At 46.6% G+C, this 25,222-nt stretch carries 10 protein-coding genes and 1 pseudogene; 6 read left to right on the forward strand and 5 right to left on the reverse strand.

All coding sequences use genetic code 11. The annotated features are described in order from the left end of the window. Window positions 1-118: 118 nt before the first annotated feature. Window positions 119-301 (reverse strand): annotated as a pseudogene (locus ACED45_RS07190) (hypothetical protein); the annotation flags it as partial. 163 nt (window positions 302-464) lie between these two features. On the opposite strand from ACED45_RS07190, the gene ACED45_RS07195 reads away from it, so the two are divergent. Next, window positions 465-2,264, forward strand: a complete 1,800-nt coding sequence (locus tag ACED45_RS07195; protein ID WP_371713628.1) for a sensor histidine kinase — start codon at window positions 465-467, stop codon at window positions 2,262-2,264. 50 nt (window positions 2,265-2,314) lie between these two features. Then, on the forward strand, window positions 2,315-3,664 hold the full coding sequence (locus ACED45_RS07200; protein WP_371713629.1) for a sigma-54-dependent transcriptional regulator: 1,350 nt from the start codon (window positions 2,315-2,317) through the stop codon (window positions 3,662-3,664). 306 nt (window positions 3,665-3,970) lie between these two features. Here ACED45_RS07200 and ACED45_RS07205 read toward each other — a convergent pair whose 3' ends face one another. The 3 genes from ACED45_RS07205 to ACED45_RS07215 all read right to left on the reverse strand — a co-directional run bounded on the left by ACED45_RS07205 (window position 3,971) and on the right by ACED45_RS07215 (window position 7,122). Beyond that, window positions 3,971-5,332 carry a TRAP transporter large permease gene (locus tag ACED45_RS07205; protein ID WP_008218377.1) on the reverse strand — a complete coding sequence of 454 codons (1,362 nt, stop codon included), beginning with the start codon at window positions 5,330-5,332 and terminating at the stop codon, window positions 3,971-3,973. Between the two features lie 2 nt (window positions 5,333-5,334). Next, entirely contained in the window at window positions 5,335-6,060 is a 726-nt protein-coding gene (locus ACED45_RS07210; protein WP_171732953.1) for a TRAP transporter small permease, read from the reverse strand. A 66-nt stretch (window positions 6,061-6,126) separates the two neighbouring features. Further along, complete coding sequence (locus ACED45_RS07215; protein ID WP_061033666.1) at window positions 6,127-7,122, reverse strand: TRAP transporter substrate-binding protein; 996 nt, start codon at window positions 7,120-7,122, stop codon at window positions 6,127-6,129. Window positions 7,123-7,469: 347 nt separating this feature from the next. Between ACED45_RS07215 and ACED45_RS07220 the strand changes: the two genes are divergently transcribed. Then, entirely contained in the window at window positions 7,470-7,877 is a 408-nt protein-coding gene (locus tag ACED45_RS07220) for a thioesterase family protein (protein WP_016795211.1), read from the forward strand. A 20-nt stretch (window positions 7,878-7,897) separates the two neighbouring features. Here the strand turns inward: ACED45_RS07220 and ACED45_RS07225 are convergent, their stop codons facing one another. Continuing rightward, window positions 7,898-8,728 (reverse strand): 4'-phosphopantetheinyl transferase family protein, encoded by an 831-nt coding sequence (locus ACED45_RS07225; protein ID WP_371713646.1) that lies wholly within the window; start codon window positions 8,726-8,728, stop codon window positions 7,898-7,900. Between the two features lie 709 nt (window positions 8,729-9,437). On the opposite strand from ACED45_RS07225, the gene ACED45_RS07230 reads away from it, so the two are divergent. From ACED45_RS07230 to ACED45_RS07240, 3 genes are read left to right on the forward strand one after another with little or no spacing between them, the layout of a single operon-like run. Next, window positions 9,438-17,261 carry a phosphopantetheine-binding protein gene (locus ACED45_RS07230; protein WP_371713630.1) on the forward strand — a complete coding sequence of 2,608 codons (7,824 nt, stop codon included), beginning with the start codon at window positions 9,438-9,440 and terminating at the stop codon, window positions 17,259-17,261. Then, window positions 17,261-19,294, forward strand: coding sequence for a PfaB family protein (locus ACED45_RS07235; RefSeq protein WP_371713631.1), 2,034 nt, complete (start codon window positions 17,261-17,263; stop codon window positions 19,292-19,294). The genes ACED45_RS07230 and ACED45_RS07235 overlap by 1 nt, the downstream gene beginning before the upstream one ends. Further along, window positions 19,291-25,200, forward strand: a complete 5,910-nt coding sequence (locus ACED45_RS07240) for a hotdog fold thioesterase (RefSeq protein WP_371713632.1) — start codon at window positions 19,291-19,293, stop codon at window positions 25,198-25,200. Before ACED45_RS07235 ends, ACED45_RS07240 begins: the two co-directional genes overlap by 4 nt. Window positions 25,201-25,222 lie beyond the last annotated feature (22 nt).

A 25,222-nucleotide genomic window follows, 5' to 3' on the forward strand; every position in this document is an offset into this window, starting at 1 on the left:
ATATCTTCGTTCTTCACACGTCGATTAAAACGCAATAAAGCTTGTTTTCAGAAACAAGAAAGGTATCTCCGATTAGCCTCAGGACAGAAATTTTAGACGCGACATTCTAGCGATCTGTTTAATCTCTGTCGAGCCGTTCACCTCTGCATGATGATGAATGCTCTAAATTCGTCCAACTAAGTGATACAAAAACGATCAAATCATCACTTAGCACAACAGAAATGGGGACAATAGCGACTTTTTCAAGGGAATCGAGGGCTTTTTTTGCTAAAAACCTTAAAAAGAGATCTTGCTCTTGTTTTACCCCTCAGAGTCGATAACTTTTTCAACAATCCCCGTTACAAACCCTTAACCTACACCCATCTGTTCACTCTCTGCTTTCAGCAAAAACTACCGCTATTTGCTACCATAAACGAGAGAAGACAGGCTTGATTGTTTACCAAAGAAATTAGCGGAGAGCCTTCATGTTTCAAGCTTTTAGAATCCCAATACTATTAATGGTCACATACAGTTTACTGATGGTGTTTGGCGGTCATTGGGTGTGGAGCACAAGCCATGAAAGTTTGTTAAATGATCATCAATCTAAGCTAGACCGTTTTTCAGTTCATATTTCAAGTCAATTGGACAAGTTCGCGCACATTCCAGAACTGCTTTCAAAAGACAAAGAGCTGGTCGATGCCCTGCACTCTCCAAGTAACTCTGCGCAAATCGAACTCACTAATCGTTATCTAGAGCACGTAAACTCGGTGATTCAAGCATCCGACACCTACCTACTAGACAGTATCGGTACCACCATCGCAGCCAGTAATTGGAACCTAAAGCACTCGTTTGTCGGGCGTAACTTTGCCTTCCGTCCTTATTACCAACAAGCTATTCAAGGACATGAAAAGCAGTACTTCGCTTTAGGTTCAACTTCAGGAAAGAGAGGCTACTATTACTCTTACCCGGTCTCTTATGCTGCTGAAATCATTGGCGTAATTGTGGTAAAAATGGATTTATCTTCGATTGAAGCAAGCTGGCAAGGTAAACAGAGTTTTTTTGTCGCGGATGATAAAGACCAGATTATTTTTATGTCTAGCAATCCTGAATGGCTATTCAAAAGTCTTGAGCCTATCGATGATACACAACAAGCTCGCATTCGCGAAAATCAGCAATACCTCGATACCCACATTGAAAGCCTCCACTTCTCTGGAGATCTAGAGGGCGCAACTAGCAGCATTCGTTCATCTCACCCGTTAGTTAAAGAGAAGTTTTTCACCTCTTCACGCTTTCTACCAGATCCTGGATTAACGGTCAGGGTATTCTCTCCCACCCACTTGGTTTGGTGGGACTTGGTCGCCTATATGGTGGTACTGAGCTTGGTCTTTGCAATCATTTATCTGGTCATTCAACTTAATCTGCACCGTCAACACCGACGCGCCCAGATCGATAGGTTGCAGTCAGAAGCTAACCAGAAGCTAGAATTTCAAGTACTCGAAAGAACCTCTGAGCTACACGTAGAGATCAAGCAACGTATCGAAACCGAGCGGGTACTCAGACACACCCAAGACGAGCTCATCCAAGCGGCAAAACTGGCGGTATTAGGCCAGATGTCAGCAAGTATTAGTCATGAATTGAATAATCCACTCGCTGCGATTCGTAGTTATGCTGACAATGGCCGACTGTTTCTAGCCAAAGAGAAAACAGATCGTGTCGATGACAACTTATCGCGTATTTCATCGCTCACCGACCGCATGGCGAAAATTAGTCAACAGCTTCGCTCCTTTGCTAAAAAGTCGACAGCGGAAGAACTACACATATTACAGATCCTCCCCGTATTGCATTCATCTAGGGAGTTGATGAAGCCACAACTCAAGAGTGAACGAGTTAAGGTCAACGAACTCCCTGAGACCTTTGATGCTTGCGTGCTCGCCAACGCCATTCAACTGGAACAGGTGATCATTAACCTGCTGACCAACGCAATTCAGGCGATGGAACAACAAGACGACAAACTATTAGCTATTCTGTTAGAGATTAGGGAGTCCGACCATCAACAAGCCAAGACCTTGCTGATTCATGTCGATGATAACGGTCCCGGTTTCACCTCTCCTTCGAACGGAAACTTTTTTGAACCCTTCCATACCACCAAGAAAAACGGACTTGGATTAGGGCTATCGATTTCTCAGCAAATAATCAGCGGAATAAACGGCAAACTCGTTACCGGTAGAAGCCCTCAAGGTGGTGCTCGATTCAGCATAGAGTTGCCCCTTGTTGAACAAGAATAGCAAGCAAAAACTCAGCAATAACCAGAATACAAAGAAGTAAAGGAATCACTATGTGTCACGTCTATTTCATTGATGATGAATCCGATCTAAGAATGGCGATTGAACAGAGCTTCGAGCTCGCCGACATTGATGCCGAATTCTTTCCCGATGCGGAGTCTGCTCTGCTCGCGATTCAAGAAAACGGCTTACCTCACGTGATCATCACTGATATCTGTTTACCGGGTCTTTCCGGGCATGATTTGCTCAACACCGTGATGCACAAGGACAAAGAGATCCCCGTTATTATGATTACTGGTCACGGCGATATTTCAATGGCCGTTCAAGCAATCCAATACGGCGCTTACGACTTCATCGAAAAACCTTTCGCCAATGAGCGCCTAATCGAAACCACCAAACGAGCGATAGAAAAACGTCAACTCACCCTTGAGAACCTTGAATTAAAACGTTCACTTAAGGCCAGCCAAGCGCTCGGCCCAAGAATCATTGGTGACACGCAATCAATGACGGAGCTGCGGTCTATCATCACTCACGTTGCCGACACCAACGCAGATATTTTGTTATTTGGCGAAACAGGTACAGGCAAAGAGTTGGTCGCACGCTCTTTACATGAACAAAGCAGCAGACGAGAACAAAACTTCGTCGCAGTCAATTGCGGTGCGGTCCCCGAAAACCTGATTGAGAGTGAGCTGTATGGTCATGAGAAAGGTGCATTCACTGGCGCAGAAAGCAAACGAGTGGGTAAATTTGAATTTGCTCAAGGCGGAACTCTATTCTTAGATGAAATTGAGTCCATGCCGATGCAGGCACAAATTCGTTTGCTGCGTGTATTGCAGGAACGCGTCATCGAAAGGGTTGGGTCTAATGGTTTAGTCCCGCTAGACATTCGAGTAATTGCGGCAACTAAAATTGACCTAAAGAAAGCCGCTGAAGAAGGTACTTTCCGCCAAGATCTCTATTATCGACTCAATGTAGTGACCCTAGATTTACCGCCGTTAAGAAGCCGACAAGAAGATATCCCAGCCCTGTTCCATCACTTCTTGTTGGTCGCTGCCGCTCGCTATGGCAAAACTGCCCCAGCTCTTCCACAAGCCGAACTACACACCCTTTTAGCGCATGATTGGCCAGGAAATGTGCGTGAATTACGTAACACTGCAGAACGTTTTGTCCTTTTAGGTAAGCTTTCTCACCTATCAGATAACGCTAATACAACCGCCCAAGAAATGTCTTTGGCCGAGTTAGTATCAGAATTTGAAAAAAACACTTTAAAGCAAGTACTTATCGAATGTAACGGTAGTATCAAAGAGACAATGGAAAGGCTGCAGCTACCAAGAAAAACACTCTACGATAAGATGCAAAAACATCAGCTATCTAAAGAGTCATTTAAGGTGGAACCAAACTAAATTAGATTTGCGAGCAAGATCACCTATACTTATTTCAATAACAGGATGCTATGCAATAAGTATAATAAGGATATGGCTATGGGTGAGAAAACTAGAGTTCCTTCGATTAGCGACACTTTCGAGATAGATGGCATTTACTATACCGATGAACATCTCGACTTAAACACGCCGGAATTGGAAGCGAAAAGAGCACTATACGAACAGATCAATCCTCATGTTAAGCGAGGAAGACACATAAATGAGGAGGTCTAAAGACCTCCTCATTTTTTATGGATTGAATGCCATGTCAATGAAACGTTCAAGCAACTACTTGGTTATGATCTCCGGTCCCATCAAGGTGGTTGGTAACCATGTCGATACCCAAGGCACGTAAGTGACGATTATCAAGAACAGGAACATTACGCCAACCCAAGGCAGCGCCGCTTTGACCACATTCATCATCGACATCTTGGCAACCCCTGCAGTTACAAACAAGTTGAGTCCCACTGGCGGTGTTATCATCCCTATTTCCATGTTCACCACCATCATGATACCAAGGTGAATTGGGTCAATACCGAGTGCTATAGCAATTGGGAATACTAGCGGAGCAACGATGATCAGAAGGCCTGATGGCTCCATGAACTGACCACCAATCAAGAGCAGTACGTTCACCACAATCAAGAAGGTGATCGGCCCTAAGCCCGCCGATAGCATAGATTCGGTAATCATCTGAGGAATACGTTCTTCTGTCAGCACGTGCTTCAAAATCAGAGCATTAGCAATGATAAACAACAGCATGATCGTCAGCTTACCCGCATCATAGAGTGTGTCTTTAGTATCTTTATGGAAGAAGGTTTGGAACACTTTAACCAGCGCTGGCTTGGTGTTGCTCTTATCCGCAAACGGCCCCATGTCTTTATAGATAAAGTTGGCAATAAAGAAGGCATACACCGCCGCTACTGCTGCTGCTTCTGTAGGGGTAAAGATACCACCGTAGATACCACCAAGAATGATGACGATCAGTAGCAAACCCCAGCTTGCGTCTTTAGCGGCTGCGAACATCTCACCCCAACCCACAAATGGTTGCGCTGGAATCTTCTTAATGCGTGCTGCAATGTAGATAGCGATCATCAACATCACACCCGCCAACAAACCCGGGATCACGCCACCAAGGAACATACGACCTACCGATACATCGGTTGCCGCCGCGTATACCACCATTACGATCGATGGCGGGATCAAAATACCCAAAGTACCTGCATTACAGATAACCCCTGCAGCAAACTCTTTCGAATAGCCGTTTTTGATCATACCTGCGATAACGATACTACCGATCGCCACTACCGTCGCAGGTGAAGAGCCAGACAACGCTGCGAACATCATACATGCCACAACCGATGCCATCGCCAAGCCACCGCGGAACCAGCCTACCATCGCGATAGCAAAGCGGATAATTCGTTTCGCCACGCCACCAGTAGACATAAAGCTCGAGGCCAAGATAAAGAAAGGAATCGCTAACAATGTGTAGTGGCCAGCAAAGGCGTTGAACAGCGTTTGTGCGACCGATGCCAATGACGCATCTGAATGCATCAACAAAAACAAGATGCTTGATAAACCTAAGGAAATCGCAATTGGCACACCGACCAACATAAAAGCAATTACCATCAAAAATAGAAATAACATTGCCATGATTAGTCTTCCTTACCGTTAGGCTTTGTACCCGACACGTTGGTCTTGTTGTTCGTAGTCGAATCCAATACTGCTGTCGCGTCTTCGTCAGAACCCGCAAGCACATCCGCTTTCAACGCATCCAACTCTTCTTCGGCTTCATGACCTGCAATCATGCGGTCGAGTTTGCCCGTCACAACTTGGTAAGCAACTTGAATGAATCGGAACGTTAGTAATGCCATACCAATCGGCAATGCCATGTAAGGGATAAAGCGTGGTAGTTTCTCGTATCGCTCACCTTCATTCAGCCACTCAGCTAAGAACTGCAGCATCTCTGGCATTGGGATATCATCGGTTTCATACCATGCGCGATCAGTCGCGAATGGGTACCAATAATTCCATGAACCGATGAGAAGTAAGATTGAAAAGGCAAGACAGCTAGTGACGGCAATTAACGCGTACACTTTGCGTAGCTTTTCAGGGGCAAGGTTGATGATGACATCAACGCCAATGTGAAAGTGCTTTTTAACGCCGTAAGAAGCGCCAACCAGTACCATCCATGCAAACATGAATACGGTGAGTTCCAATGCCCATAAAATGTTGTCGTTGAACGCGTATCGAAAGACCACGTTCGCAAAAGTTAGTAGGGTCATTGCACCCAGAAAGAAGGCTATTAAAGACTCTTCAATTAAATCGGTGACTCTTCCGACTTTGGAAAATAAAGACTGTTCCATTTGAGACTGTTCCATAAAATGCTCCGCTTATAATTGTTTTAATAAAGGGCAGCGGTAGGGAGCCGCCACCCTATAGCGGTGTTATTGGTTTGAAGCTAATGCTGCATCGATAAGATCTGAACCGATGTCTTTTTCAAACTTCTTCCATACTGGTTGAAGTGCTGTTACCCATGCTTGACGCTGTTCAGGCGTCAACGTACGAACCTCACCACCAGCTTCGATGATGTTGTTTTTGTTCGCTAGGTTAACTTTTGAAGATTCAGCGTTACGAGTTTCAGAGACTTCTTGGACGATGGTGCCAAGCTGTGTACGTACATCTTCAGGTAGGTCTTTCCAGAAGTCGTTTGACGTTACCACTAGGTAATCCAAAATGCCGTGATTGGTTTCAGTCACGCCGTCTTGTACTTCGAAGAACTTCTTACCGTAGATGTTTGACCAAGTGTTCTCTTGACCATCGATAACCTTAGTTTGCAGGCCGCCGTATACTTCTTTGAACGACATTTTCTGAGGGTTAGCACCTAACTGCTCAAACTGAGCTACCAATACGTCTGACGCTTGAACACGGAACTTCAAACCTTCTGCATCTGCAGGGGTTAGTAGTGGCTTGTTCGCAGACATCTGCTTCATCCCATTGTGCCAGAATGCCAAACCTTGAAGACCACGACGCTTCATTGCGTTCTTCAGCTTTTCACCAGATTCTGAATTTTGGAAACGGTCAACGGCTTCTACATCTTCAAACAGGAACGGAAGGTCAAAAATGCGGTATTTCTTAGTGAACTTCTCAAATTTAGACAACGAAGGTGCCGCCATTTGAACATCACCATTTAACAGGGCTTCCAGTACCTTGTTATCATCGTAAAGCGTCGAGTTAGGGAAAACTTGCATACAAGCTTTACCATTCATTTCCGTGTTTACTCGCTCTTCAAGTAGAGAAGCAGCGATGCCTTTCGGGTGCTTATCCGTATTGGTTACATGACTGAATTTAATCACGATTTCACCTGGGTCACAGTTTGCAGCAGCATTAAAACTGGTGAGTGCCAGAGCAGATACAGACAGCAGGGTAAGAGGCTTAAACATTATTATTCTCCTTAGTAAACAAAGCAGCCCTTCAATGGGAACTGCGTGCTTTCACTAAGGCAATTAGCGTGCCATATTGACACAAACCATTAACAACCCTTTAACCATAAGGCTTCATCAGTTCTATCTGCAGTAGTCGCGAACTCGCGGTAAGAGTTAATGGGTGGAAAATGACACATAGAATATTTGCAAATGGGTGGAAGCTGACCAACGTATTAGTAATGAATAAGGCCGAATGAGGTCTGACCAAAAGCTCGATAGTCGATGATGTCTTGAAGTAATTTCGACCTATCCTGTAGAGTGCTGCACAACTTAGTCAGATTTACACTTAATAAGAGTTGATACCAATGAGTCAGATCTACCATCACCCAGTACAAATTTACTATGAAGATACCGATCACTCTGGTGTGGTTTATCACCCTAACTTTCTTAAATACTTCGAGCGCGCGCGCGAGCATGTCTTGGGTAGCGATAAGCTGGCGGAGTTGTGGAATGAGCATGGACTGGGTTTTGCGGTGTATAAAGCCAACATGACTTTCCAAGATGGGGTCGAGTTCGCTGAGATCTGCGACATCCGAACCTCTTTTGAACTCGATGGAAAATACAAAACCTTATGGCGACAAGAGGTTTGGCGTAAAAATGCCACTAAGCCTGCCGTGATTGGTGATATTGAAATGGTCTGTCTTGATAAAGATAAGCAACTGCAGCCAGTGCCTGCTGAAGTATTAAAAGCGATGCTTGGAGAGTCGAGCTAACTTCGTCTCACCAAACTAGATTAGAAGAGATGAGACGACGAAAAGGTTCTCATCTCTATCTGCATAGGTAGCAAATTTCCACCAAGAGTCACCGCAAAACGGTATTGGTCATCTAATCGGCCCAAGCAACATTGCCAATCTGTAGAAAGGGGGTCTTCAGAAGCGTCCAAATTCAACCCAACTCCGTTATATACGATGATTTCACCGTGTAATCTAATTTCATCCTGCAACTTTGGTTGAAAATTCGAAGGGTGAATTGGCAATGTTTGCTCCGTCAGATTGGAGAAATCAAACGAAAAGCTTCGCAACGATGTGGCTAGCCCCCTGCCCGTCGCTTTGATGTACGACTCCTTCAGCGCCCATAGATCGAAAAAGCGCTCTCTCTGCAGCTCTTTACTAAGTTTAAGTAAATCCGCCAATTCCTTATCTGAAAAATAGTGCTTCATGATCGAATCGATATTGGTCGAGCTTCTTGTATGTTCGATATCGACACCCAGTTGAACTCGCTTCCCTTCTCTCTGGCAAACCGCGACTAACAAATGTTCTTTGCTATGACTGATATTGAAATTTAACCCCGTCTTGAGTTGCTGTTCGGCGACTAAACTTGGCTTTCCTTTCTCACCATATTCAAACCGCCACGCTTCAGGCATTAAATCAGAATAGCTCGACAACACCTTTCTTAGGTAGTTACGAACATACAGAGCTTGAACTTGAGATGAGGGCACTCGATAACGCTCGACTTTCGCTATTTCATCGGCCGTAAGTGTCTGTTTGAGGTGTGACTTACTGCCGATATCATCACGCAAATCACTCAAAGAACATAGCCACAAATCAACCACTGGGTTTTCCAATTTACTCACGCTCACTTCTTCAAACCACTTATCAAAAAAACATCAAAACGAACAAATTTAACTCACCTATGATTTGAGATAAACATAGAGAATCTGCGCAGGAAACACCCTTCATATAGGGACTTAAAACTAACTTTTAAAATAATAACAAATTAAAACACAGATCACACTCCACCTTATGGAACAGGCATCTATTAAATGTTACTTACAAAAATCTGACATAGATCTCACTAAGTCAAAATATAGAGTATAAACACTAAAAAACCACCCATACTCATTAATTATCAATAAGTTAATTCCATTAAAAATACAAAAAACAAAAGTTCAGAAAAATCATCTGGTCTGAACAGATCATAGTGGTCTCTGGGAGCATTGTATCGACCACTCACCTCGGGTAGCCTGCTCAACCATTAAACAAAATCACACGTTTTTATTGCGGATACCTGCTTTGCATAAAGCAGTACTTTGGACAGGATTTAAATGGACATCAACCTCACATTCGAATGCCCTCTTATAGCATGAAAAACGTATTCAACCCCTGCAAGTCACTGTACTTCGCACCCCCTATTTCAGTCAGGTGGCCGATTTTCGGTAGCCTTACTCTTCAGCTGCGTTTGTCCAAATCTGTTTCAGATTTATTTTCGATTCAATTAAAAGCGCAGCCTCAAAACACGACATCGCCCTCAGTGATTTCAAGTGGAGACTCATAATGAGCCAACCCGAAAAAAATACCCCGGAATCAGTCGACGACACTCGACTTAATAAACGTCTTAAAGACATGCCTATTGCTATCGTTGGAATGGCAAGCATGTTTGCGAACTCTCGTTACTTAAACAAGTTCTGGGATTTGATCAGCGAAAAGATCGATGCAATTACCGAAGTGCCTGATACGCACTGGCGTCCAGAAGATTACTACGATTCAGATCGTACAACGCCAGACAAATCTTACTGTAAGCGCGGTGGTTTCATCCCAGAAGTTGACTTCAACCCTATGGAGTTCGGTCTTCCGCCAAATATCCTTGAACTGACTGATACGTCACAGCTGCTTTCTCTGATCGTGGCAAAAGAAGTACTTGAAGATGCGAAACTTCCTGAAGGTTACGATCGCGATAAGATCGGTATTACGCTCGGTGTGGGTGGTGGTCAGAAGATCGCTCAAAGCCTAAATGCTCGTCTTCAATACCCTGTTTTGAAAAAAGTCTTCAAGAGCAGTGGCATCAACGACGAAGACAGCGAAATGCTGATCAAAAAGTTCCAAGACCAATACATCCACTGGGAAGAGAACTCGTTCCCTGGTTCATTGGGTAACGTTATTTCAGGTCGTATTGCTAACCGCTTTGACCTTGGTGGCATTAACTGTGTAGTAGATGCTGCGTGTGCAGGTTCTCTAGCCGCAATGCGCATGGCTCTGAGTGAGCTGGTTGAAGGTCGCAGTGAAATGATGATCACAGGTGGTGTGTGTACTGATAACTCACCAACCATGTACATGAGTTTCTCGAAAACACCTGCATTTACCACTAATGAAACCATTCAACCTTTCGATATCGACTCCAAAGGCATGATGATTGGTGAAGGCATTGGCATGGTTGCTCTGAAACGTCTTGAAGATGCTGAGCGCGACGGCGACAGAATCTACTCGGTAATTAAAGGTGTCGGTTCTTCTTCGGATGGTAAGTTCAAGAGTATTTACGCGCCTCGCCCTGAAGGACAAGCAAAAGCACTAAAACGTGCTTACGATGATGCTGGTTTCGCACCGCACACGCTTGGCCTTTTAGAAGCGCACGGCACAGGTACCGCAGCAGGTGATGTGGCTGAATTTGGTGGCTTAAACTCGGTATTCAGTGAGAACAACGAAGAGAAGCAACACATTGCGTTAGGCTCTGTGAAATCTCAAATTGGTCACACCAAATCAACCGCCGGTACTGCAGGTTTAATCAAAGCTGCACTGGCACTACACCACAAAGTACTTCCGCCAACGATCAACGTGTCGAGCCCGAATCCTAAACTGGACATCGAGAACTCACCATTCTACCTAAACACACAAACGCGCCCTTGGATGCAACGTGTCGACGGCACACCGCGCCGTGCAGGTATCAGCTCATTCGGTTTTGGTGGCACTAACTTCCACGTTGTATTAGAAGAGTACACGCCAGAGCACGCTCGCGGTGACAAATACCGTCAGCGCCAAGTACCGCAAACTCTGTTGTTCAGCGCAGAATCTCGCCAAGCACTGATCGACGAGCTAAAACAGGTTTCAACTCAAGCTGCCGATGCTGCGTTCAAACTGGAAGCACTTGCTGAGCAACACTCTCTACGTGAAGTAAACGATCAGCATGCTCGTCTTGGTTTAGTCGTGACTGACCAAGCAGACCTTCAAGCGCAACTGACTCAAGCGATTTCTATGCTTGAGAGCCAAACCAAAACACATTGGCAGATGCCGAACGGTACTAGCTACCGTGAGTCAGCACTGATTGCTGAAAACGGTGCAGGTAAAGTCGCGGCACTATTTGCAGGTCAAGGTTCGCAATACCTCAACATGGGTCGCGAGCTTGCTTGTCATTACCCAGAAATGCGCCAACAGCTTGCTCAAGCGGATCAAGTATTTGGTCAGCACAAGAAGACGGCCTTATCGCAAATTCTGTTCCCAATTCCAACTTTCACACCAGAAGCAACCAAAGCTCAAGAAGCTGTGTTAACCAACACGGCCAATGCGCAAAGTGCAATTGGTACTGTGTCTATGGGTCAGTTCGACATCATGACTCAAGCTGGCTTCAAAGCAGATATGGTCGCAGGCCACAGCTTTGGTGAGCTAAGCGCGTTATGTGCATCGGGTGTTATCTCGCAAGAAGATTACTACCAGCTAGCTTTCGCTCGTGGCGATGCGATGGCAGCGACACCTGAACAAGGCGACAGCGGTACTATGTTTGCAGTCATCATAGATGCAGACAAACTTCCAGCCGTTGAAAGCTGCATCAGCCAATTTGAAGGCGTGAGTATTGCTAACTACAACGCTCCGACTCAACTGGTTATTGCAGGTCCAACTGCGACGGTTCAACAAGCAGCACAAGCGCTAACTGAACAAGGCTTCAAAGCGATTGCTCTGCCAGTTTCTGGCGCTTTCCACACACCGCTTGTTGCTCACGCTCAAAAACCATTTGCTTCTGCAATTGATAAAGCTTCATTCAGCGCTCCAACACTGCCGCTTTACTCAAATGCAACGGGCAAGCTGTACAGCAAAGACGCTAAAGCGATTAAGAAAGCATTCAAACAGCACATGCTGCAATCGGTTCGTTTCAGCGAGCAAATTGAAGCGATGTATGAAGCAGGCGCGCGTGTATTCGTTGAGTTCGGTCCGAAAAACATTCTTCAAAAGCTGGTTGAGAAAACATTGGCTGATAAGAACGAAGAGCTTTACGCAATCAGTATCAACCCAAGCCCTAAAGGCGACAGTGACCAACAGCTTCGTTTAGCTGCAGTTCAACTATGCGTGGCAGGTATTTCATTAGACAACATTGACCCTTACCAAGCTGACATTGCTGAACCTGCGAAGGCATCACCAATGAACATCAAGCTGAATGCAACCAACTACATCAGCCCTGCTACTCGTAAGAAAATGGATCAATCATTGGCTTCAGGCAACGTCACCGAAAAGACTGAGATTATTGAAGTGAAAGTTGAAGTCGAAAAAATCGTGGAAAAAGAAGTGATTAAAACAGAAATCGTTGAAGTACCTGTGGCTGCTCCTCAAACTTCAAATGTACAACAGTCAGTTGCTCCAGCACCAAGTGCACAAGTAGCAACAGGTGCTCCACAATCACAAGTGGTTCAAACTGCCCCAGCGACTAGTCAGCCAACAGCTCAAGTAACGGTAGATGAGTCTTCATTGCAGTCGTTCTTCAATGCTCAACAACAAGCAGCAGAAGTGCATCAGCAGTTCCTTGCGATTCCTCAGCAATACGGTGACACATTCAACACCCTAATGTCTGAGCAAGCGAAAATGGCAACAGCAGGCGTAGCAATTCCTGAGAACCTACAGCGTTCTATGGAAATGTTCCACCAGCACCAAGCAGAGACGCTAAAAGCTCACGCTCATTACCTAGAGATGCAAGCGCACAGCAACAACTCAGCACTTAATATGCTGACGCAAGGTTCAGTACAAACGGCACAACCAACCTTCGTTGCGTCAGTAAATGCTCAACCAGTGATTCAAGCGGCTCCAACAGCTATCGTTCAAGAACCTGTAGCTCAAGTACAAGCTGCTCCTGTACAAGCTGCGCCAGTTCAAGCTGCACCGCTTCAAAAGACAGCAGCTCAGCAAGCTCCAGTCCAGAAAGCCGTTCCTGCACCACAAGTAGCGGCTCAAGCGGCAGCGCCTGTTGCAGCTCAGCCTGTGCCAGTAAAAGCACAACCAGCTCCTGTGGCTGCACCAGTAGCAGTACAATCAGCAGATGCTGATAAAGTGATGCTAGAAGTGGTCGCTGAGAAAACGGGTTACCCAACGGAAATGCTTGATCTAGAAATGGACATGGAAGCAGACCTTGGTATCGACTCAATCAAGCGCGTAGAGATCCTTGGTACCGTTCAAGACGAAATGCCGAACCTACCTGAGCTGAACCCTGAAGATTTAGCTGAGTGTCGTACTCTTGGTGAAATCGTTACCTACATGAACAGCAAGATGCCAGCATCAGCGCCTGTGGCAGCACAGCCAAGCGCAACCGCTCCTGTTCAAGCCGCTAACGGTCTTGATGCGAAAGTCGTTCAACAAACCATGCTAGAAGTGGTTGCTGAGAAAACCGGTTACCCAACGGAAATGCTTGATCTAGAAATGGATATGGAAGCAGACCTTGGTATCGACTCAATCAAGCGTGTTGAGATTCTTGGTACGGTTCAAGATGAACTGCCTACTCTTCCGGAGCTAAACCCTGAAGACTTAGCTGAGTGTCGTACTCTTGGCGAAATCGTTGCCTACATGAACAGCAAGCTTCCAGCTTCAGCTCCTGTGTCTTCACAGGCACCAATGGTTGCTCCGGCAACATCTAGCAATGGACTAGATGCGGCTGTCGTTCAGAAAACCATGTTAGAAGTAGTCGCAGAGAAGACGGGCTACCCGACTGAAATGCTAGATCTAGCAATGGACATGGAAGCTGACCTTGGTATCGACTCAATCAAGCGTGTTGAGATTCTAGGTACGGTTCAAGACGAATTACCGACTCTTCCAGAGCTAAACCCTGAAGACTTAGCTGAATGTCGCACTCTCGGCGAAATTGTTGACTACATGAACAGCAAGCTTCCGGCTTCTGCTCCAGCATCTGCACCAGTACAAGCAGTATCAAACGGTTTAAACGCAGAACAAGTTCAAGGCACAATGCTGAGCGTAGTTGCTGATAAAACGGGCTACCCAACAGAAATGCTCGACCTAGCAATGGACATGGAAGCAGACCTTGGCATCGACTCAATCAAACGTGTTGAGATCCTTGGAACAGTTCAAGACCAGCTACCAACATTGCCAGAGCTGAACCCTGAAGACCTAGCTGAGTGTCGTACTCTGGGCGAAATCGTTGACTACATGAACAGCAAGCTAGGCGCTACTGCTACTACGAGTACAGAAGTCGCTGCAGCAACTGTAGAAAGCGCGAGCAACGACCTAAATCCTGCTCATGTTCAATCAACAATGATGGAAGTGGTTGCCGATAAAACTGGCTACCCAGCAGAAATGCTCGACCTAGCGATGGATATGGAAGCAGACCTTGGTATCGACTCAATCAAACGTGTTGAGATTTTAGGTACAGTTCAAGACCAGCTACCAACGCTGCCAGAACTAAACCCTGAAGACCTAGCTGAGTGTCGTACGCTTGGTGAAATCGTTACTTACATGCAAAGCAAGCTATCCGCTGCTGCACCCGTAGCGACTCCAAAAGCTGAATCAGTAACGCCTATCGCAGAAACAGCGACAGCGGAACTTCCTCCACACAATGAGGTGGCGCTAAAAAAGCTACCAGCGGCAGATAAACTCGTCGATTGTTTCTCAAAAGACGCTTGTGTCGTGATCACAGATGATGGTCACAACGCCGGTGTTCTAGCAGAAAAGTTGACCGCTAACGGCATTCAAGTTGCTGTAGTGCGTAGTGCTCTTTCTGCCGCGTCACCTTTAAACAGTGAAATCGCAAGCTACACACTCAACAGCGTCGATGATGCTGGTGTGACTGCAGTTATTAACGACATCGAAGCAGACCTTAAAACGTCGAACAAAGTGATTGCTGGCTTCATTCATTTACAAGCTATCGTTGATGCGAAACAAAGCAACGAGCAAGCGGTTAACTTGAATGCAGACTCCAGAGCTTCACTAACCACAGCGTTCTTATTCGCGAAGCACCTAAATGGCCAATTAAATGCCGTTTCTGGTCGTAGTGTATTCTTCACACTAAGCCGTATCGATGGTGGCTTTGGTTACCTAGATACTAAGCAATTGATGAATGCGGAACTTAACCAAGCCGCGCTGTCTGGTCTAACTAAGACACTAAGCCATGAATGGTCAAACGTGTTCTGCCGCGCATTGGATGCTGACGCTTCTATTGATGCTCGTCACCTAGCTGAAGCTATCACAGGCGAACTGTTCGATATCGATACCAACACGGTTGAAATCGGTCTTAGCCATGCTGAAAACGGTGAATCTGGTCGTGCAACATTGATTGCGGCAACACCAGGCGCTGCACAAACCAAAAACACAGGCGCTCAACTCACCAAGAGCGACAAAGTTCTCGTAACTGGTGGCGCTAAAGGCGTGACGTTTGAATGTGCACTGACGCTTGCTAAGCAATGTAAGTCTCACTTCATTCTTGCAGGTCGTAGTAAGCATATTACTTCAGCTGAGCTACCTCAGTGGGCACAAGGCAAGCAAGAGAAAGAGCTTAAACCAGCGGCTATTGCTCACCTACAAGCAACAGGTGACAAACCAACGCCAAAGAAAGTTGATACCTTGCTAAAACCGGTATTGAGCAGCCTTGAAATCAACGCAGCACTTGCCGCTTTCAACGAGATTGGCGCGAGCGCTGAATACCTAAGTCTAGATGTGTCGAACCATGAGTCTGTAGCGAAAACACTGGCGAATTTCGACGGCATCACGGGTCTTATCCACGGTGCAGGCGTACTGGCTGACAAGCACATTCAAGATAAAACACTTGATGAACTGAACATGGTTTACGGCACCAAAGTAGGCGGACTAGAAGCGGTTCTTGGTGGTCTTGATAGCAGCAAGCTAAAACTGATTGCGATGTTCTCTTCGGCGGCGGGCTTCTACGGAAACACAGGCCAAAGCGATTACTCGATGTCTAACGAGATCCTAAACAAAGCGGCTCTACAATTGTCTGCTCGCAACCCTAAAGCGAAAGTGATGAGCTTCAACTGGGGACCGTGGGACGGTGGCATGGTCAACGCAGCACTGAAACGTATGTTCACAGAGCGTGGTGTTTACGTAATTCCTCTTCAGGCTGGTGCAGAACTGTTTAGTTCTCAGCTACTGAACGAAACTGGCATTCAGCTGTTGGTTGGTACGAGCATGCAAGGTTCTGACAACAAGGAAGCTGCTGTAAAAAAGCTTAATGCGGAGTCTGTGCACCTTGCAGAGAGTCCGCTGAGTACAAGCATTACTGTGACACGTCATCTTGATCCAAAGGCATTGCCTTTCATTCAAGATCACTGCATTGCCGGTAACCCAGTGTTACCGACAGTGTGTGCCATCCAATGGATGCGTGAAGTGGCAGAGCAACTGTTAGGGCTGAACGTTAGCGTTCACAACTACAAACTGCTTAAGGGTGTGATTTTTGATACTGATGAAGTGCAAGAGCTAAAACTGGTTCTTTCTTCTGATGCTAAATCAAAAGAGCAGCTAAAAGCGGTGATCAGTTGCCAAGGGCGACCACAGTATCAAGCTCAGTTGCAAGTTGCCTCTGTGCAAGTGTCTGAAGATGCTCAACAAGCGTCAGAAAAGCGCTTTGAAGCCAACACTTCAGCACCTGTAACAACGGCACAAGCTCTATACAGTGACGGCACTCTGTTTCACGGACCAAGACTGCAAGGTATCACCTCAGTCGAACGCTTTGACGACTTAGGCTTAATGGCTCAGTGCCAATTGCCTCAGATTGAAAACAGCGACTGCGGATCATTTATTCCTAAGCAAGGTTTTGGCGATAGTCAGCCATTTGCTGAAGATTATCTGTTGCAAGCAATGCTGGTATGGGCTCGATTAAAATACGGCGCGGCAAGCCTACCGTCTGCAATCGGTGAGTTTGTTTGTTACGCACCGATGCACAATGGTGACCAAGGTTGGCTAGAGCTGAGCGTGATAAAAAGCACGGCTCGTTCACTGCAAGCTGATATCTCGCTTTACCATCAAGATGGTCGTTTAAGCGCAGTAATGAAAGGTGCCAAAGTCACCATCAGCAAGAGTTTAAATGACGCATTTTTGCCGAAGTCTAGCTCAACAGTATCGAAGAAAGAGTCTAATAAGAACGCAGAAAAGGAGCAATTGTCATAGTGACTGTTCCTACTAATAAAGCGATGCCATTGCGCATCGCTCTTTTAGCTCAGCCAGCAAACGCGGCTGAGCTTTCTGCCGACTTATCATCTTCGCTTCCAGAAATGATGACTGTTGTGGTTGATGGCAATTTTAATCAAGCACTTACTCAAGCGATTGAGGCAGTCAATCAAGGCAGTGCTGTTAAGCTTTGTTTGGATTCTCACTCACCATCATTGTTGATGTTGAGTGCGTTGACGGCTGCTCAAAACAAGATTCATCCACACGCTTATCTAGCGGGTTTTGTAGATACAACTACCGGAGATAGCGTTCAGCTTGCTCTGGATATTGCTCGCCGCCCCGCTACAGATCTAAGCCATCAACAGCAGTACTCAGCGCTCTCTGCTTCGCAGCAGTTTGATGAATTGTTGAATATGGTTAATGCGATATCGAGCCGTTCATTACCTAATCATTACTGGTTTACTGAGCCGAACAAAGCACGTGTTGCTGCATTAACTTTCAGTGACGATAGCCAAAAAGCCACCAGCCTGATATTGACTCAAGCGACCGGTTTGCAACAACCAAAGCCATTGCTATCTAGCGAGCGTTTGATGCTTGTGGTTTCTGGCAATGACCAAGCTGAATTAGTTTCTCAGTTGGCCTCACTAAGAGCTGAGCTCAAATGCGTTAGTGATTCGGCAGACCGCGAACTTGCTATCGCCACCTTAATGCATTCAAACCTAAGTCACTTCCAAAGTGTTCAGCACAATGTTGGCCGTGGTGCGAACATCGTGATTCAAGCTGCTTCAATTGATGCTGCAATACAAGAGTTCACTGCGCTAGAAAATACGTTACCAAAAGTAATGGCTGAAAATAGCCAATACAAGACTCCAGCAGGCAGTTGTTTCTCACCAAAGCCTCAAAGCAAAGGTGGCGTTGCATTTGTTTACCCTGGTGTTGGCACGGTTTATCCCGGCATGTTGCGCGAGTTTCACCACCATTTCCCACAGTTATTTTCCCGCTTAGAGCGAGAAGGTAACTTGAAAGAGATGCTGCAGGCAGAAAAAACCTACGCTGAAGACTCGCAAGAAATGTCACTCAGTGAATTGGCAATTGCCGGTGTGGGCAGTAGTTATCTGTTAACACAACTGCTATGTGATGAATTCAAAGTGCAGCCAGATTTCGCCTTGGGATACTCCAAGGGTGAAGCTTCGATGTGGGCCAGCTTAAATGTTTGGAAAAACCCACACGCGCTGATTGAGATGACTCAAACCAGTCCGATCTTCACCACTGCTATTTCGGGCGAGCTCACCGCAGTGCGTCAAGATTGGCAGCTGAGCAGCGACGAAAGCATCCAATGGAATAGCTTTGTGGTTCGCAGTGATGCACAAGCGATTGAGGCTCTATTACCTGAGTTTCCACGAGCCTATCTTGCCATTATCCAAGGTGACACCGGCGTACTGGCCGGTTGTGAAAACACTTGTCGTGCTCTACTCAAGAAACTGGGTAAACGTGGCATTGCCGCGAACCGTGTTACTGCAATGCACACCACACCAGCGTTAAGCCAGCATAACCAAGTGCGAGAGTTTTACACGCAACCACTGTTCGACGAGTTGCCAAAGCATATCCGCTTTATCAGCGCAGCAGGTCTACCGACTGGTGCACCAATCAATATCGACAGCGACAGCATCGCCCTTTCGATTGCCGACACCTTCTGTTCAACGTTAGATTTCACCGCGTTGATCCAAAGTGCGCGTCAGCAAGGTGCTCGCCTGTTTATTGAAGTGGGTGCCGATCGTCAAACCAGCACATTGATCGACAAGATCAACCGCAGCGACAACGTAGCAGACCAGTACTGCACAATCGCTTCCAATGCCAAAGGCGGTGACGATGTTGTCACGCTCATCAAGTGCATTGGTCAGCTCATTACTCATCAAATCCCACTGTCTGTCGAGCCACTTCTTCAAGGGCTAGAACAACATATCACCACCGCTAAGCAATTAAGTGGTGTGTCTCATGGCAGCGCAGTGAATCATCAAGGAGAGCTAGTATGAGTTCTCAATATCAGGCTCAGAATAAGCAGCAAGTGAAGTGCAATAAGATCGCGATTGTCGGTATTGCCAACCAATACCCGGAAGCTGATACGCCAAAAGATTTTTGGCAAAACTTGCTGAACAAAAAAGATTCTCGAACCACATTAAGCGCTGACAAGTTAGGTGCTAAGCCTGAAAGCTATCAGGGTGTGCAAGGTGAGTCAGACCGCTTTTACTGTGATAAAGGTGGCTACATCGAAAACTTCAATTTCGATGGCAATGGCTACCGCTTAACAGCCGAATCATTCAAAGGTGTTGACCAGAGTTTCCTATGGGCTTTGGATACCAGTCGTAAGGCTTTAGTCGACGCTGGCATTGATTTGAATACCGATGTTTTAGAGCGCACAGGCGTGATCATGGGTGCCCTTTCGTTCCCAACCACACGCTCAAACGACCTGTTTCTGCCGATGTATCACTCAGTGGTCGAGAAAGCACTTAAAGATAAATTGAATAATGACCAGTTTTCACTGCTACCAACCAATGAAACTGTTCAAGACCTCAACCCGATCAACGGTGCTGCAGCACACAACGCCTCTAAGTTAGTAGCTGATGCGCTAGGTTTAGGCAACGTACAACTTAGCCTAGATGCGGCATGTGCAAGCTCAGTGTATTCATTGAAGTTAGCGTGTGATTACTTGAACACGGGCAAAGCCGACATGATGTTGGCAGGCGCGGTATCCGGTGCTGACCCATTCTTTATCAACATGGGTTTTTCCATTTTCCACGCTTACCCTGACCACGGTGTGTCGGTTCCGTTTGATAGCAACAGTAAAGGCCTGTTTGCTGGCGAAGGTGCCGGTGTTTTAGTGCTAAAACGCTTAGCTGATGCAGAGCGTGATGGCGACAACATCTACGCAGTCGTCAGCGGTATTGGCTTGTCGAACGATGGCCGTGGCCAGTTCGTATTAAGTCCAAATAGCAAGGGACAAGTCCAAGCCTTTGAACGCGCTTACGAGGCTTCAAACCTATCACCAGACAGCATTGAAGTGATTGAGTGCCACGCAACCGGCACACCGTTAGGTGACAAGGTTGAGTTAACCTCAATGGAACGTTTCTTTGCTGACAAGTTGAATGGTTCTAACCCGCCATTGATTGGCTCTGCCAAGTCAAATCTCGGTCACTTACTGACGGCAGCAGGTATGCCTGGGATCATGAAGATGATCTTCGCGATGAAAGAAGGTGTGCTTCCTCCAAGTATTAATTTGGACAAGCCACTATCGTCGCCAGAAGGTTTATTTGGTTCACAGACGCTACCAACACAAGTGCAACCTTGGCCAAGTAAAGCGGGCAACCAAGAGCGCTGTGCGGGTGTTTCTGTATTTGGTTTCGGTGGTTGTAATGCTCACTTACTGCTTGAAGCGTATTCAGGTACGGGTCATGCAAACCAGACTCTAGAGTCAGCATCTCCAAGCCTACAATCGCCTAATTTAAGCATTACTGGTCTCGCGTCTCACTTCGGTTCTCTGCAAAGCATCAATGCACTAAGCACTGCGATTGAGACTAACAGCGATGCTTTCATTGCCTTGCCGAAGAAACGCTGGAAAGGCTTAGACCAACATCCAGAACTGCTGAATCAGTTTGGTTTACACGGCATTCCAAATGGCGCGTACATCGATCAATTCGACCTCGATTTCCTACGCTTCAAAGTGCCGCCTAATGAAGATGACCGTTTGATCTCTCAGCAGTTGCTACTGATGAAAGTTGCAGACGAAGCCATCAAAGATGCCAAGCTTGTAGCTGGCCAAAAGGTAGCAGTACTCGTCGCTATGGAAACAGAGCTTGAGATGCACCAATTCCGTGGACGCGTAAACCTGCATAGCCAATTGGCTGACAGCTTTACCAACATGGGGATTGAGCTGACACAAGACGAATACCAAGCGCTAGAAACCATTGCGATGGACAGTGTGATGGACGCAGCCAAGCTGAACCAGTACACCAGTTTCATCGGTAATATCATGGCTTCGCGCATCTCTTCATTGTGGGACTTTAACGGCCCTGCCTTTACGATTTCAGCCGCTGAACAGTCGGTTGCTCGTTGTATCGATGTCGCACAAAACCTAATGTCGCAAGAATCCATGGATGCAGTCGTGATTGCAGCCGTTGACCTTAGCGGCAGCGCAGAACATGTGATTCTGAAGAACAGCGTGAGCCCAGTGTCACTTGATCCTAAATTCGGACAACCGCAAGACGGCAGTTGGAATGTCGGTGAAGGCGCTGGTGCAATCGTTCTTGTTGAAGAGAGTCGAGCCACCGGAAACCAAGATACGGCTTACGGCAGCATCAATGCATTGGCCTTTGGTTCAAGCGAGCGTAGCAACGCCGTTGCTGATGAGTTACTGACTCAAGTCGGTATGAGCTCAAACGATGTTTCTCTGCTTGAGCTTAACCATGCACCTGAGTCTTTGTCACACGAGCTTGTATCTCTCAACTTAGAAGTTACCAAGACCACTCAAGCGAGCCAACGTGTTGGTCACTGCTCTGCAGCTTCTGGCATGGCAAGCCTGCTACACGGTCTCCTCAACCTGAACCTTGAGTCTCTGAATCCAAATATCAGCTCTAAGAGCGCGATTGTTGCCAACATCAGCGAAGGACAATGTTCACAGCTGCTACTAAGCCAGTCGAGTGTTGAATCTCAGTCACTTTCCGTTCGTTTAAGCAATGAACTGGCGAGCGATGCTAAACGTCAATTGGTTAAGCAAGTGACTCTTGGTGGTCGCGATATCTATCAACATATTGCCCAAACCCCAGTGACTAACTTGGCAACGATTCAGCAGAAAGCTTCTGGCAAACAAGCAGCAAAAGTGGCGTCGATTCCAACGACAGCAAACATCAAAGCAGCCCTTGCGCAAAAAGAGTTAGAGAAGAAGGCATTAGCGCAGAACGCGGTAGAGCCAGTCATCGAAACTCCTACATCAGTATCCCCTACTCTGGCGCCAACTCGCCACAGTCAGCTAACAGGTAACCACAGCAATATGACTCATGTCCTATCCGCTAAAAATGGCGCGTCTCAAATCGACGCTAAGACGGATGCAGCATTACAACCGTCTGTAACACCACATAACCAAGCTTTTGCTCAAAACCAGCAAGCGGCCCAGCAAGTACACAAAGCATTCCTGCACACTCGTGCCCAAGGCATGCAGATGGCTGATGCACTATTAAAGGCACAGTTAAACGCAATTACGTCTGGTTTAGATAGCTCAGCTGAAACATCAGCTCAACCAGCTCAAGTTCAGTCAGTGCCAGTAAACGCACTTACGACGCCAGCACCAGTAAAACCTATCCGTAAGCCATGTATCTGGGATTACGATGATCTGGTTGAATACGCTGAAGGTGATATCGCCAATGTATTTGGTCCTGACTACGCGATCATCGATAGCTACTCGCGCCGCGTTCGCTTACCAACCACTGACTACCTATTGGTATCTCGTGTAACCAAGCTCAACGCGACAGTGAACGAATACAAGCCAAGCACCATGACCACAGAATACGACATCCCAGTTGATGCGCCGTATCTTGTCGATGGTCAGATCCCTTGGGCTGTCGCGGTAGAATCTGGTCAGTGTGACCTAATGCTGATTAGCTACTTAGGCATTGATTTTGAAAACAAAGGCGAACGTGTTTACCGCCTGCTTGATTGCACATTAACTTTCCTTGGCGACTTGCCTCGTGGTGGCGATACGCTGCGTTACGATATCTCAATCAATAGCTTTGCTCGCAATGGCGATACGTTGCTGTTCTTCTTCTCGTACGAATGTTTCGTTGGCGACAAGATGATCCTGAAAATGGACAACGGTTGTGCAGGCTTCTTCACTGATGAAGAGCTAGCCGACGGCAAAGGTGTGATTCACACTGAAGACGAAATCAAAGCTCGTAAGCTTGCAACTAAGCAACGCTTCGACCCAATGTTGCACTGCCCTAAAACCCAGTTTAACCACCAAGAACTGCGTCACCTACTGACTGCAAACATCGCAGAGTGTTTTGGCCCAACTCACCAATCTGATCGCCACCAACCTTCTTTATGTTTCAGCTCAGAGAAATTCATGATGATCGAAAAGGTCAGCCGTGTTGAACCGCAAGGCGGCACATGGGGACTTGGTCTGATTGAAGGTCACAAACAGCTAGAGCCTGAGCATTGGTACTTCCCTTGTCATTTCAAAGATGACTCAGTAATGGCCGGCTCTTTGATGGCAGAAGGTTGTGGTCAACTGCTGCAATTCTTCATGATGCACCTTGGCATGCACACGCTTGTTCAAAATGGTCGTTTCCAGCCGCTTGAAAATGCGCCTCAACAAGTACGCTGTCGTGGTCAAGTTCTACCACAATCGGCAGAACTGACTTACCGCATGGAAGTGACCGAGATTGGTCTAAGCCCTCGCCCATACGCGAAAGCTAACATCGATATTTTGCTGAACGGCAAAGTGATTGTTGATTTCCAAAACTTAGGTGTAATGATCAAAGAAGACGACGAATGTACTCGTTACCTGCCTTCTTTAGAAACAGCTGTCGCAACCCCTGTTATCGAAAACTTGGGCCATACACCAGCAGTGAATCAACAAGCTTCAGCAAATGCGCCACTTATGGCTCAAATTGAAGACCTAGAAACAGCGCCAAATAAAGGCGTGATTCCTCTTCAACACGTTGAAGCGCCGGTGACTCCAGACTACCCAAATCGCACTCCAGATACGGTTCCGTTCACGCCTTACCACATGTTCGAATTCGCAACAGGCGATATCGAGAAATGTTTCGGCCCTGACTTCTCTATCTACCGTGGCATGATTCCACCACGTACTCCGTGTGGCGATCTGCAGCTAACCACTCGTGTCGTAGAGATTGATGGCAAGCGTGGCGACTTCAAGAAGCCTTCATCGTGTATCGCAGAATACGAAGTGCCAGAAAATGCATGGTACTTTGATGAAAACAGCCACCACACCTTGATGCCTTATTCGGTATTGATGGAGATTTCACTGCAGCCAAACGGCTTTATCTCTGGCTACATGGGCACCACGCTTGGCTTCCCAGGTGAAGAACTGTTTTTCCGTAACCTAGATGGCAGCGGCAAAATGCTGCGTAACGTCGACTTGCGTGGCAAAACGATCACCAACGATTCTCGTCTGCTTTCAACGGTAATGATGGGTACTAACATCGTACAGAGCTTCAGCTTCGAACTGAGTACTGACGGCGTGCCTTTCTACCAAGGTACGGCGGTATTTGGTTACTTCAAGGGCGCAGCACTGAAAGATCAACTTGGTTTGGACAACGGTAAAGTGACTCACCCTTGGCACGTTGATAACAACCGCACTCCGGATGTAAACATCAACCTACTAGATAAAACGACGCGTTACTTCAATGCACCTGTTTCTGCTACTGGTGAAGTGCAAGAGCATTACCAATTGGCTGGCGGTCGTTTGAACTTCATCGATACCGTGCAGCTCACCAGTGATGGTGGTAAAGATGGTCTTGGTTACCTATACGCTGAGCGTACGATCGACCCTAGTGATTGGTTCTTCCAGTTCCACTTCCATCAAGATCCGGTAATGCCTGGTTCTCTAGGTGTCGAAGCGATCATCGAACTGATGCAAACCTACGCGCTAAACAAAGATCTTGGCGCAGGCTTCCGCAATCCGAAATTTGGTCAAATCCAATCTGAAGTGAAATGGAAATACCGTGGTCAGATTAACCCTCTGAACAAGCAAATGTCTCTGGATGTACACATCACTGCGATTAAAGACGAAGACGGCAAACGTATCATCGTTGGCGACGCAAACCTGAGCAAAGATGGTCTGCGTATTTACGAAGTGAAAGACATCGCGATTTGTATCGAAGAAGCCCCTGCTACCGATAAAGCTCCTGGTATCAAGAAAGCATAAGCCGCCATTAGAGACAGAGAAT

Source organism: Vibrio crassostreae (assembly GCF_041439375.1).
Classification (GTDB): domain Bacteria; phylum Pseudomonadota; class Gammaproteobacteria; order Enterobacterales; family Vibrionaceae; genus Vibrio; species Vibrio crassostreae_D.

Coding starts and splice junctions, on each gene's coding strand:
- ACED45_RS07195 (WP_371713628.1), top strand. CDS start 465: ATGTTTCAAGCTTTTAGAATCCCAATACTATTAATGGTCACATACAGT.
- ACED45_RS07200 (WP_371713629.1), top strand. CDS start 2,315: ATGTGTCACGTCTATTTCATTGATGATGAATCCGATCTAAGAATGGCG.
- ACED45_RS07205 (WP_008218377.1), bottom strand. CDS start 5,332: ATGGCAATGTTATTTCTATTTTTGATGGTAATTGCTTTTATGTTGGTC.
- ACED45_RS07210 (WP_171732953.1), bottom strand. CDS start 6,060: ATGGAACAGTCTCAAATGGAACAGTCTTTATTTTCCAAAGTCGGAAGA.
- ACED45_RS07215 (WP_061033666.1), bottom strand. CDS start 7,122: ATGTTTAAGCCTCTTACCCTGCTGTCTGTATCTGCTCTGGCACTCACC.
- ACED45_RS07220 (WP_016795211.1), top strand. CDS start 7,470: ATGAGTCAGATCTACCATCACCCAGTACAAATTTACTATGAAGATACC.
- ACED45_RS07230 (WP_371713630.1), top strand. CDS start 9,438: ATGAGCCAACCCGAAAAAAATACCCCGGAATCAGTCGACGACACTCGA.
- ACED45_RS07240 (WP_371713632.1), top strand. CDS start 19,291: ATGAGTTCTCAATATCAGGCTCAGAATAAGCAGCAAGTGAAGTGCAAT.